Origin of the sequence: Ekhidna sp. (genome assembly GCF_040223195.1) — a bacterium.
Lineage (GTDB): Bacteria > Bacteroidota > Bacteroidia > Cytophagales > Cyclobacteriaceae > Ekhidna.
On record NZ_JAVKDX010000024.1, the window covers coordinates 1 to 12,835 of the forward strand.

General features: G+C 42.5%; 12 protein-coding genes and 1 pseudogene. All 13 read right to left on the reverse strand.

What is annotated here, in order from left to right:
• Window positions 1-238, reverse strand: a pseudogene (locus RLN88_RS16475) (hypothetical protein); the annotation flags it as partial.
• Window positions 239-243: 5 nt separating this feature from the next.
• Complete coding sequence (locus tag RLN88_RS16480; protein WP_348284285.1) at window positions 244-1,017, reverse strand: DUF6503 family protein; 774 nt, start codon at window positions 1,015-1,017, stop codon at window positions 244-246.
• Window positions 1,008-1,973: a Cif family virulence factor gene (locus RLN88_RS16485; RefSeq protein WP_350222520.1), complete on the reverse strand. Its 966-nt coding sequence runs from the start codon at window positions 1,971-1,973 to the stop codon at window positions 1,008-1,010. The genes RLN88_RS16480 and RLN88_RS16485 overlap by 10 nt, the downstream gene beginning before the upstream one ends.
• Before the next feature lie 82 nt (window positions 1,974-2,055).
• Window positions 2,056-2,289 (reverse strand): hypothetical protein, encoded by a 234-nt coding sequence (locus RLN88_RS16490; RefSeq protein WP_350204926.1) that lies wholly within the window; start codon window positions 2,287-2,289, stop codon window positions 2,056-2,058.
• Entirely contained in the window at window positions 2,286-3,512 is a 1,227-nt protein-coding gene (locus RLN88_RS16495) for an MFS transporter (RefSeq protein ID WP_350204925.1), read from the reverse strand. Before RLN88_RS16495 ends, RLN88_RS16490 begins: the two co-directional genes overlap by 4 nt.
• A gap of 15 nt (window positions 3,513-3,527) precedes the next feature.
• Window positions 3,528-4,613, reverse strand: coding sequence for a saccharopine dehydrogenase family protein (locus tag RLN88_RS16500; protein WP_350222521.1), 1,086 nt, complete (start codon window positions 4,611-4,613; stop codon window positions 3,528-3,530).
• 5 nt (window positions 4,614-4,618) lie between these two features.
• Entirely contained in the window at window positions 4,619-6,703 is a 2,085-nt protein-coding gene (locus RLN88_RS16505) for a copper-translocating P-type ATPase (protein ID WP_350222522.1), read from the reverse strand.
• A 12-nt stretch (window positions 6,704-6,715) separates the two neighbouring features.
• Window positions 6,716-7,447, reverse strand: coding sequence for a PPK2 family polyphosphate kinase (locus RLN88_RS16510; protein ID WP_350222523.1), 732 nt, complete (start codon window positions 7,445-7,447; stop codon window positions 6,716-6,718).
• A gap of 6 nt (window positions 7,448-7,453) precedes the next feature.
• Window positions 7,454-8,143 carry a hypothetical protein gene (locus RLN88_RS16515; protein WP_348284278.1) on the reverse strand — a complete coding sequence of 230 codons (690 nt, stop codon included), beginning with the start codon at window positions 8,141-8,143 and terminating at the stop codon, window positions 7,454-7,456.
• Window positions 8,136-9,032, reverse strand: a complete 897-nt coding sequence (locus RLN88_RS16520; RefSeq protein WP_350222524.1) for a ribose-phosphate pyrophosphokinase — start codon at window positions 9,030-9,032, stop codon at window positions 8,136-8,138. The genes RLN88_RS16515 and RLN88_RS16520 overlap by 8 nt, the downstream gene beginning before the upstream one ends.
• A 2-nt stretch (window positions 9,033-9,034) precedes the next feature.
• The gene (locus tag RLN88_RS16525) at window positions 9,035-10,555 is read right to left on the reverse strand and encodes a thymidine phosphorylase family protein (RefSeq protein ID WP_350222559.1); all 1,521 of its coding nucleotides are present in this window, start codon (window positions 10,553-10,555) and stop codon (window positions 9,035-9,037) included.
• Entirely contained in the window at window positions 10,555-11,913 is a 1,359-nt protein-coding gene (locus RLN88_RS16530; RefSeq protein ID WP_350222525.1) for an MBL fold metallo-hydrolase RNA specificity domain-containing protein, read from the reverse strand. Before RLN88_RS16530 ends, RLN88_RS16525 begins: the two co-directional genes overlap by 1 nt.
• 23 nt (window positions 11,914-11,936) lie before the next feature.
• Window positions 11,937-12,797: a restriction endonuclease gene (locus RLN88_RS16535; protein WP_350222526.1), complete on the reverse strand. Its 861-nt coding sequence runs from the start codon at window positions 12,795-12,797 to the stop codon at window positions 11,937-11,939.
• Window positions 12,798-12,835 lie beyond the last annotated feature (38 nt).

Genomic DNA, 12,835 nt, shown 5'->3' on the forward strand with positions numbered 1-12,835 from the left:
TATGCACGTGAGCGTCATTTATCATGGCCATGGCACTGGTATGAGGGCTTTTAGGCTTCCCTTCACTTTCACTTGCTCCTTCTTTAGCCATATCATGCCCCTCATGTTCATCAGAAGCTTCTGAGGCTGGGTGTTCATGGGCATCATCATGGCCCTCTTCTTGGGTATCAGAAGTTTGACTTGTGCATCCGGAAAAAGTGAACGCAGCTATTGTAAGAGTGTAGATTAGTTTTTTCATAGGTTTTAATTGTTATTTAGTTTAACGTTTACATTTTTTAAATCAATATCTGAGAGCTTCTCCAGCTTACCTTGCTGATAGTACCTATCTATTTCTGAAAGCTTGAATTCAACACCTGGTTTGGGTTTGTAATTGATGTAATCCTGGATTTGGATACTATTGATATTCCTGGGATTGGTTGCTTCCCGGAATCGAATACCACCACCATTGGTTTGGTATTCATAAGCAAAATAGTCCATACTGTAGTCCTCACTATCGAACCAATAGATAAATACATCCTCGAAATCTTCTCCGCCCCCCTCTTGTCTAAATGTCACTTGAATCTTATGATATTCTTTGTCAAGAACCTTGACTTTGTCGAGATAATTCTTAATTACCGAAGCGTCATTTAGTCTGTAGGGTAAAAATGCGAAGTAAATGACGGAGTTTACCGAATTAGCGTAGGCGTTTTGCCTTTCTGCCACGAGTTCCTGCACTTCACCGTTGATGTAGCGTGTAAAGCCACTATTGGTAAGCACATCATAGGTTTCCGTTCCAGTACTGTCTATGTAGAGACGCGTATATTCAAACTGATTTTCTTTCATTTTATAACTATATGATCTGTCCCTAAAATCAAAGGATGCTTCCGTATTAGCTAATAAATGAAGATTGCTTCTGGCTATGGCAGAGTCTACTACTGCCTGTGCCTTAGGGTCAGTTGTTGTGCTAGCTGATGGATTACACCCGACAAAGAGCAAACCCAGTAGAATACCTAAATAGATGTCACCCTTTATTTGCATCCTCTTGAAAATTGCAGGTGAATGACTTTCCACATGTCTTGCTCTACGCGCATGGATAGGGTAATTAATCCAGAAGAATTGATTTCCCGGCCATGCATTTTTCCCCTGATAAAATACTTGCCTCTCACCAGTGCCATCTGTTTAGTAGTGAGGCTCTCATCCACTTCGATCAGGAACGACATGTCTTCCATTTCTTCTATTTCTTTTCCTAAGTGCCCATCCCGGTAGTGTTCCCAGGAATCATCAATAGATCCTTGCTCGTAGACCTTAGTCTTATCAGAAAAGCAATTATTAAGGGAGTGTAGATCTTTTGCATTGATGGCATCCTGTATCCGCTGAATGAGTTCATCTATCCCTTCTTTTGGAGTAGCAATATCTTCCCTGGAAAGGGCTAGATATCGGTTAACTTTATACGTGTCATGAAAGTCATCGTAAGCTGTAATTGAGCCTGAGCTGAAATTAGTGTCTATCAGGTCATGAAATTTATGATTGTTGGGATAGGCATTTTTGAGGTTTTCAACGCTTAATGGAATAATATCTGAACTCAGAAGCTTACTGAAAAAATATACCTTTTTTCGACGCATGTTTCCATTTTCATCCAATCCGTCATCTACGTAGTTTGAATATAAAATCAAATGACCTATAAAGATTATCTCATAGCTTACATTGTTTTCAAACCTGAAATCCCTCCCTTTGCAATCTCTATAACCATAAACCTCTTCTTTGTTTAAGTCTATCTTTTGTTTATTGTGAACAACTCGAAATGACCCTCTTTTTTTATGTGTATTAGGTTTGATCTTATGTTTTTCGGAGCTACAGTCGATCTCGTATGTTAACTGATCATTTTCATATGCTTGAACATTTAAATAAATACCACTTCTGATCTCTTCATTTGATTGACCAAACGCCACAGCATTGAGAAAGTAGGGCAGTAAAAGGAAAATATAGTATTTCATAGGTATAAAGTTTTTTGTTTATTCATTTGTTTTGATCATGCAATGGTAAATTCTTCATCGAGGTAACCTGCTGAATTTAGATTTAACAATTCAATGCCTTTCTTTCTAAGATAAAGCCCATTCCTGTAAGGCTTAAGCCAATATCACACAATCTTGATAGTGAATTAAGTACCTGCGTATTTCTGTTTGTATTCAGAAAAACCTGATTCAGATAATCCGGAGCAGGAATAGTAAGTCGTGCCTTGTCAATGGCTTTGCATTGATGCGTCAGTAGATATTCTGCCTGATCTCCCAAATAATCATTTAATTTTCTCATGCTCTTTTTATTTTATAATTAAGTTTCGGCACCACCATTACAGCTACCAGCAGGAGTACTACGCCAATAAAAGGAAACGGCCAGGTTTTATCCATGGTGTACAACCACATGCCCAAAACAGGGCCTGCCACCTGACCAATGCTATTCATAGAAGTTTGAAGTGATAGATTCGTTCCCGTATGATCCTGATCAATAAATGAGACCATGGCAATAAGGTTGGGGGTAACCATGGCGCCACCAATTGCAAAAGCTACGATAGTGCTATAAACATACATGTCGGAATTCCACAATGAGAATACAAACATGGAAATGGAGGCTATGCCAAAACCGAAAAGAAGCTGTGCCTTGATAGAGACCTTCTTTTCATCCAAACTGGCGAAAACAGGTTGTAAAACCGCCATGATCAAGCCACAAAGCATAAAGCCCAAGCCTATTTGTGACGTGCCAAAAGTCAGAATGTCTTTAGCATATACAGAGAAAACTGTTTCAAATAAGGTAACTGCCAGTTGTACCACCAATGAAAGAGATAAAAGCAGCATAAACCCAAGGCCGACTTTCAGTTTTGATTTTTGTGCTTGCAGTAGTGTTCCTGACTTATTGTTCTCCGGATTTTTAAGCCAAGCCAAGGTCACCAGTAGAATCAAAATACCTAATAGTGCAATGACAAGAAAGGGGACACTAAATTTGTCCAGCAAGAAATGTCCGAAAGTCGTACTAAAATGTAAATTGGTCTGTGCCAAAAATCCACCAATCATAGGTCCTGCAATGACTCCTGCGCTTACTGCCACTCCGGACCAAGCCAACACCTTCCTTCGATGGGTCCTATCAGTGAGGTCGCTGAGAAAAGCATTGCCAACGGGGATAACCGAAGATGAGAAGATCCCTCCAAGGATACGGGCTACATACAGCATGGTTAAGGAAGTAGCAAGCCCTGTTAAAAATTGCATAATAACAAAACCAAGCATCCCCATCACAATTAGTATTTTGCGGCCAAAACGGTCAGATAACTTACCCCAAACTACCGCAAATAATAGTTGAAAAAACGGGTATATACTGGTGAGGATGCCAATATGATAGTTAATATCTTCATCTGCCACTACACCGGACTTTAATGCCAGCCGCTCGGTATAGTACGGCAATACAGGGAGTAGTACTCCATAACCACTCATCACCACGAAGATGCAGAACAATATAATTGCTATGTTCCTATTATTTAAATTCATAAGTTGGTGGTTTCGTCAACTAGCTACCTGTAATCTATTGTCTAAATAAAAATCTACACCCTCCAGATCATCAACGTAATCACCCAAATCAAATAACTCTTCGCTATGAAACACACCGCTCTTTATTTCATTATCCAAGAGTAAACAAGCAGTTTTCACAGTTGCCATAGCAGTTCCATTAGCTTCTCTATGCCCAATGAGGGAAGCCTCCATCTGCACCATGGTGTCATACTCATAGCCATACGCTTTTACCTTGACAGCATAGACATCTGATCCGTATTTGAATGCGTTAAGCAAATGCTTATAAATACTTCTAACTGGCTTATATTTCAATAACTTGAAAAAACCTATTCTGGCAAGCAAAGCAAACAGGGCAGTAATTCTTCTGTTTTCAAAACAAATGCTTGTTCTAACACTACTTGGCCCAAGCGTTTCTGGCAGCACGTGTTGATCAGAAAAATTGAATGAATAGGTGGTATGTTTTCCAAGACCACCCGGAAACTGTGTTTGTTTTCCATCTCTAAAACTATTCACCTTAGTCAAACGTCCATTTAGTAAAATGGCATAGTCCCTTTGAATTGTATCTAAAATCCAGTTAATGGACGCCTCACCATGGTTGTCTCCCAAACCCAACAGTAAATGAATATCAATGTGGTCAACTTTTTCCATATATGATACACAGTGCTTGGCGAGTAGATTAGATAGCCCCGGATCCAACCCCACACTCACAATTCCGGTTGTCCCATGCCTAATGGCCATTTCATTAAGGTCTTTAATTTGCTCTATTAGCTTATAGGTAGCCGTTATATCAATATAATGGACACATTGTTCGAAGCACTGACGCACGAATTTGGCGTCTGGCATATCAACCACCATGATCACCAAAAGAATATCCTGTAGTTCCTCATTTGGAACCACTCCGGCAATATCAATTTGTCGGGCCAGCACTTTTCCTCCAGTGCTGGCCGCAAATTGACGGGCTTTTTCTAGGCTTCTACCTGCCGCAATCACCTGATCAGGATAATGCTCAGATAACCCCAGGCATATTCTGCGGCCTACATCTCCATAGCCACCTACAACCAATATCTTGTCTTTCTTCATTAGCACTACTTACCTATTTTCTTTTTGAGCAGCTGTGCATTGATAGCTACGATGATGGTACTCAAACTCATAAATACCGCACCTACAGCAGGCCCTAATACAAAGCCGGATGTGTAAAGCACCCCTGCCGCAAGAGGAATGGCAACAGCATTGTAGCCGGTAGCCCATATCAGGTTTTGGATCATCTTGCTATAAGTAGCCTTACCAAAAAGAATCAGATTGGCAATATCCTGCGGGTTGCTATTGACCAAAATAATGTCGGCTGTTTCGGCCGCTACATCGGTGCCTGAGCCCACGGCAATACCTACGTTGGCCTGCGCCAGCGCAGGCGCATCATTCACCCCATCACCGGTCATGGCAACAAATTCATCTTTGGCCTGCAGGTCTTTCACAATTTCTACCTTCTGGTGTGGCAATACCTCTGAGTAGTATCCGTCCAGACCTAGTTCTTCACTTACTGCTTTGGCGACTATTTCATTATCACCGGTGGCCATCATCACTTTGATGTTGTTGTTTTTAAATATTTTGATCGCTTCGGCACTTTCCGGTCTGATCTCATCAGCCAGGGCGATGTACCCGGCCAGTTTATTATCCACCAGCACAAATACAACTGTCTCCGCAGCACTGCTGTAGGCACCATCTGGTATGGAAATGTTCTCATCTTTCAGATAACCCGGGCTCACTACTTTCACATCTTTCCCTTCCACTTTTGCTTCTACCCCTTTACCGGTAATGGCATTGAAGTTTTCCGGTTTGGGTACAGCTATGTCTTTCTCTTTTACTTTTTTGATAATACCAACGGCAATAGGATGTTCCGAACTTTGCTCCAAAGCACTGGAAAGCCTCAATAGTTCGTCTGCCTCAAATTGCTGATCTACCGTCTCTACACGGGTAACGCCAAAATCGCCTTTGGTCAGTGTTCCGGTTTTATCAAAAACGAGGGCCGAGATCTTTCTTGATTCCTCAAAAGCAGTCCTGTTTCTAATCAGCAGACCATTCTGTGCCGAAACCGCAGTGGATATGGCAACCACTAATGGTATGGCTAAGCCCAGCGCATGTGGACAAGCAATGACCATGACAGTAACCATTCTTTCCAGGGCATATACGAAAGGAAAGCCTAAAAACAACCAGGTAGCCAGCGTACCAAAACCAATGGCCAATGCAATATAGGTAAGCCACTTGGCGGCACGGTCTGACAAATTCTGCATTTTTGACTTAGACTTTTGCGCCTCTTGTACCAGCGTAATTACCTTATTGAGGTAGCTGTCTTTACCTGTATGCTCTACTTTTACTTTTAGTGAGCCATTGCCATTGAGTGACCCTCCGATTACTTTATTCTCAAGGCCTTTTTTTACCGGTTTGGATTCCCCGGTCAGCATAGACTCATTCAGGTAACTTTCCCCCTCTACGATAATGCCATCAGCCGGAACTTTTTCACCGGGTTTAATCAAAATAATATCATCTTTTTGCAGGTCTTCCAGCTTCACATCTTCTACCGTGTCACCTTTGACCCGATGCGCTTCTGAGGGCATCATGCTTACCAATAACTGCAGAGCTTTTGAAGCTCCCAGTACGGATTTCATTTCCAGCCAGTGGCCTAATAGCATGATATCAATCAGGGTGGCCAGTTCCCAAAAAAAGTCTTCTCCTTCAAGGCCGAACACTGTTGCGGAACTATAAAAATAGGCAACACTAATGGCCATGGATATTAAAGTCATCATGCCAGGGGCACCTTCCTTCAGCTCATCCTTCAATCCTTTCAGAAAAGGCCAGCCTCCGTAAAAATAAACGATGGTAGAAAGCCCAAACAGAATGTAAGCATTGCCCGGCAACAGCCACTCATAACCGAAAAATCCCTGGATCATTGGCGAAAAAATAAGTATAGGTACGGTTAGTACCAGCGATATCCAGAACCGCTTTTTGAAGTCCTCAATCATCATTTTATGATGATCATGTCCCATTTCACCATGCCCGGGGTTGTGACCCGAATGACTACCATGGCCGTGACCTTCATGTCCGGAATGATCTTCATGCTTTTTACTTTCTTCGTGCTTATGGTGTGTGTGATTATGCTCTTTATGATTTTCCATAATGACTATTTTTTATTTGTTTGGGTATTTCAGATTTAGTTTTTCAAGCTGTTCGGCTAAAATTTTAGCTGCTGTATAATTACGAAACCATCGCTTATCTGCAGGAATAATGTGCCAGGGCAAGTGATCACAGGCATTCAATATGGTATGATACGTTTTCCTGTAGTCATCCCATTTTTTTGGGATAAGTTCATCTTCTTTGGCATATTTCCATCGTTTGTGCGGTTTTGTTTTACGCTCCTCAATACGCTTTTCCTGCTCATTAGCCGATAGGTGCAGATAAAACTTTAAAATCAACGTATCATTGGCCAACAGATGATGTTCCAGTTCATTGATGAGGTTGATGCGGTGCTGCAAGACATCTTCTGAAAGGCTCTTGTTTGTAGCCGGAACCAGAATGTCTTCATAGTATGACCTGTTAAATACCCTGATCATACCTTTCTGGGGAAAATGTGGATAAACGCGCCATAAAAAGTCATGTTTGAGCTCATCAATTGTGGGTTTCTTAAACGATGTTACCTGCACGCCCTGCGGGTTCATGCCGCTAAAAGCGTGACGGATCGTACCGTCTTTACCGGAAGTATCAAGCCCCTGCAAGACAATGAGCATGCTGTATCTTCCATCGGCATAGAACTTATTCTGCAACAGAAAAAGCTCCTTTCGGAGTTTTTTCAAGGCTTTCTTTGTTTCCGCCTTATCGGCATCTTCCGGTGGCAGTGTTGATATGTGTTCTAACTCAACCATCTGATTTTATTCAATTTCTTTTGCGTTCTGTTCATATTTCATAGTAAACCAGGCCCCATCATCCTCTGTAAACTGCTGACGTTGCAATACGAAATCGTTAGTCAGGTATTCTTCCACGACATAGTTTATCGTTTTAATACGGATTCCCATCATGTATGCTTCAATAACAGCCTCACTACTTATTTTTACTGATTGGTTCACTACCTCCTTTTTCCTGTTTTTTATGGTGACCAGGCTTTTGGATCCGAAAAAACTTAACACCCCAGATTCAACACTCATCTTCAAATGAATATCTTTTAATTCTTCTCCCTTACCCAGTTCATACAGTTGCTGAAAGTCTTCTGAAGTGACATCCACTTTTATCTTCTCGTCATACGGATCAGTAAAAGGAAATACATTCAACAGCACATCAAACTCATTGGGATTGCACTGATATGTGGTCGTGTACTTTTCCGTAAGCCGGCCGCTTTCGTCATAAAGCTCGGTTATTACCTTTATCCGATAAGTTTTACCCTGCTGCTCTAACTCACCCGTTAAAAAAATCTGCTTGCCCTGCAGGTCTCCATTTTGATCATAGTTTTCACGTACTATTCTTTTTTGCGCTATTTGCTCAATGAACATTTCTTTCTCCTGACCATACAAAATTGCAGGGACCAGTTGCAGACATGCTATGATGGTGAGCAGCGCTCTAGGCATGATGCTTCATTAGTTGGTTAATCTCTTTTGCCAGAATATCCGAAAGATCAATCTGATTACTTTCATGGGGGATGGTGTTGCACGTTACGACTTGTAGTACCCCTGCATTTTTTAGATCCGCATAGGCTGAGCCTGCAAATACGGCATGTACGCCAATACAAACCGGTAGATGCATTCCGGCTTTTTTTAAATGGCCAACTGTTTCTATCATCGTTCTGGCTGTGGAAATGATATCATCCACCAATACCGGGGTGTGATCTTTGTATTTTGCTACATCGGGGACGGACACTTCCACATCCCGGTCACCATGCCTTACTTTCTCTAACACGGTAAAAGGTGCCCCGGCTTCTTCTGCTACCTGGGAAACCCATTGCTCACTTTCACTATCCGGGCCGATGAATACCGGCTTTTCAATATTATCGCTCACCCATTTTGAAATGTGTGATGCCGCATGGATGAGTTTATTAGGTACGGTGTAAATCTCACTTAACGAACTTCTACGGTGAAGGTGTGGGTCAACGGTGGTCAACGTTTCTGCAAAACCTGATATTAATTCAGCAAAATACGTAGAGGTAATACCTTCTCCCGGATTAAACTGCTTATCCTGACGCATGTAGGCCAGATAAGGCGCTACCAGGCACGTACAGGCAGCACCAAGTTCTTTGGCCGTCTTACTTAAAAAGTACAGTGGCAGCAATTTGGCATCCGGCTCGTGTAATGTGCATACCATTACCACGCATTTATCTTTAACCTCAGAGTGAATCTGCACATAGCTTTCCCCATCGGGAAACTGCCGGATGGTTGCCTCTCCCTTTTCAGCCTTAAGGTGTCCTGCTATTTTTTTTGTAAGGTCTTCGTTGCCCGGTAAGGCAAAAATTATCATTTTCATATTTATGACTCGTTGATTTTAATAATTTCTTTTTGTGTTTTCAGGTAAGAAAGGGCATATTCAAGCTCTCCTTGTGACTCAGCATGGATTTCAAACAGGGTATCGTTCTCTTCCACTTGAGTACCTAATGACGTAAGCAGCAAAATGCCTGCTGTCATAACACTAGGAGCACCGGCCATCTTAGCAACTTTCGCCAGTCTGCGATTATCAATCTCTGAAACTATTCCTCTTACTGCTGATCTAATCTTATGCTTACGGGGCGCAACCTCAGGTTCTCTAAAAAACCCTTGTGTCTCGCAGATAGCGATGAATTTTTTGTAACCATCTCCGCTTTCTAATATTTTCACCGCCAATTGGCTGCCCTTACCTTCAAGTGCTTTTCCTCCCATTTCAAGTAATCTGCCTGCAAGTATTACCGCTCTTTGACGTAGGTCATTCGGAGCATTTTCTTCGTTTCTCAAGACAGACAAAACATCTTGTGCTTCTAAGGCAGGTCCAATGCCCCGCCCCACAGGCTGTGCGCCATTGGTCAATATTATTTCAATATTCAGCCCGATGGCCTTTCCTACGGCAACCATTTTTTCGGAAAGTTGCTCTGCAGTCTCTTTTGAACGCACTTTGGCAGTAGGGCCAACAGGTATATCTATGACTACATCAGTAGAGCCTGCTGCCGCCTTTTTAGAAAGCACAGAAGCGATCATCTGCCCTTCACTATCAATATCCAAAGCTTTTTCTACCCTGATGAGTATATCATCAGCCGGACTTAGCTGTACTGATCCGCCCCAAGCAAGGCACCCGCCTTCCTGTTCCACCACATTTTTCATTTGCCCGGTGGTGAGATTTACATTGGTGACCACCTCCATGGTGTCAGCAGTACCGGCTGGAGAAGTAATGGCACGGGAAGAAGTTTTAGGGATGGTCAACCCTGCTGCGGCAACAATAGATACTACTAATGGCGTAGTTCTGTTACCCGGCAAGCCACCTATGCAGTGTTTATCGTAAACCTTGCCCGAACCCCAGTCCAGTTTGAAACCCACATTGATCATAGACTTGGTAAGCGAAATAACTTCTTCCTGGTTGAGCGAATCTCCCGTACTGGAAGCCAGAAAAGCAGATAGTTGGATATTGGATAAATTCCGATTAACGATATCACCAATAATCCTGTCAAACTCAGTCTGGTTGAGCCTATGCCCGTATATCTTTTTTCGAACATCGCTCATTGAATCCAGGGCATCTAGATGGCTCAGACTAAGCAAGTCACCTTCTTTTGTTTCCAGGGCTTCAATGGCTGCATCAGAAAGCCCCAATTGATCATGGTTTAAATGCGCTTTATTATCCCAAACGATGAGTGATGCCACGATGGTTTTATTTCCGTTTGAAACTTTTATACGATTTAACGCCTCAAACCCTTCGGACACACACACCGGACAGTCCTTGCGCATGAATACCATGTATTCGTTTCGGGCATCTATGCCTAATCTTACTAGTTTTAATACGTTATGCCGGGTACCCTTTGCTTCCATCACAATTCTACCTTTTGATTTATTTTGGGGATCTCACTGTCCCATTGGTATACTTCTTTGATGCGCTGCTGAAGGGCACAGGCTTGCTCTGTTTCTCCATGGATAATGAATAGCTTTTCGGGCTGTTTTTTGATTTCCGAAAGCCAGTCGATCAGATCGTTTTGATCTCCGTGAGCGCTCAGCCCTTCTATTTGTTCTATGTGCATGCTGAACGGTAGCCATTTGCCGTAGACTTTGATTTTTTTGTCTCCTTCAAGCAGCTTTCTTCCCCGTGTTCCTTCTGCCTGGTAGCCCACAAAAAGTAAGGTATCCTTGCTATTACCGGATCGTGCTTCCATGTAATTGAGTATTCGTCCACCGGTCATCATACCACTTCCGGCAATAACGATTTTAGGTTTTTCATCTTTGCGCAGTGCCAGTGTTTCCCGAAAATTGCTCACAACACGAAAATGGGAACACATATCGTCACATTCTTCCGGGTCCAGCTTGTGCCAGTCTCGGGAGTAGTGAAAGAGATGAAGCACATTGGCTCCCATGGGACTATCCATGATCATCGGAATCTTAGGTATCCTTTTTTCTTTCAAAAGCCTCCAGATCATCAACATCATTAATTGTGTCCGCTCTACGGCAAAGCTGGGGATGAACACACTACCACCACGCTCCACTGACTCATTTATGATACGCTCCAGCTCGGGAATGATGTTTTCTTCGTCTCCATGAATCCTACCGCCATACGTGGATTCAATCAATAGTACATCGGCTTTCTCCGGTTTTTTTGGAGGAAAAAGTAGCAAGTCTTTTTTTCTGCCTATGTCTCCGGAAAACACCACATATTTATGATGAAATTCTACCTCAACGGAAGTGGAACCAATGATATGGCCGTTGTAAGGCCATCTAACTCTGAAATCATCTTCAATTACATGCCATTTACCCTCAGCTACAGGGTTGAAAAGAGGTACCGTCTTTTCTACATCTTCCAGATCATAAAATGCTACTGCCGGGTGATGTTTGCTATACCCATCCTTATTCGCTCGCGCAGCTTCTTCCTCTTGTATTTTTGCACTGTCCTTTAAAATGATCTCTGCAATCTTAAGTGTGGGGCCAGTGCCGTATATTTTGCCCCTGAAGCCTAGCTTGACCAATCTGGCCAGATATCCGGTATGATCAAGGTGTCCATGGGTCAATAAAACGGCATCTATAGTTTGTGGATCAAACTCTGGTTGTGCCCAATTAAGCAACCGCAATTCTTTCAAACCCTGGAATACCCCACAATCCACCATAAGCTTTTTTTTGCTCGTTTCAAGCAAATATTTAGAGCCAGTCACTGTTCCTGCTGCTCCCAGAAATTTTATGGTCATTTTATCCAACATCTTTTAAACAATTAGTTATTACGTGCTTCTGTACTCAAACATATTTGTGTCCCTTCTTCTATGATCTTCGAAATCCGGCTTGGTGCTATCCCCATTTCCTCCAGTATTTCAGGTCGCTCACAGAGTTCTTTACACAGCACAATCATTTTATCAATGAGCTTTTGTTTTTCTGCCTTAGATAGGGTAGTCAGGCAGGTAACAGGGTGAAGACCAGAGAGGTTAATTCGGTCGCGGATACTTCCTTGCTTTGGATAATCCCAACCAATAAGCACCAGGCCACTGCACTTACCATATCGAATGGCATCCTCCGTAAACCGGGTGTTAGTCACTACCCAACCCTCATGAAATTTGGTGGCATGTCCTTTACGTTTTTCCCATTGCTTTTTCACATCTTCAAACCGGGACCTGATATAGAGTGGAATTTTTACGTCACATTTATACCCTTGCCGATTGTGGAATTTGCACTCCACCATGAAGTGTTTGTTGTCTTTTTCAGCCTCTACATCTATTTCATGCGATACACAATGACCCTGAACTATCACACCTACTTTGGTACGATAACCCTGATGCTTCAAAATTTCACCCACAAACTTCTCAAAGGGATATCCTGAAGGGCCTAGCTCCAAAATGGCCTGCTTGATCTTATACCTGCCTGCAACGGGTTTTGAGTGCTTTCGGAGCATAGAGAACGCCTGGCTGTAGATTTTCTTCGTAGACATTCCATCGACTAACTGCTTTTCTATTTCGTCAATGATAAGGTCTACAATAGCCAAACCGGCTCCAGCTCTTTCAAGAGATTGTCTGAGCTTCGTTGGAGAGAAGGGTGCCTTTTCTCCGGAAACCTTGGTAATAAAAACATTCTTTTCAGGCATCTACATCTACTCTTAACATCTACTGTTAAAGATATAAG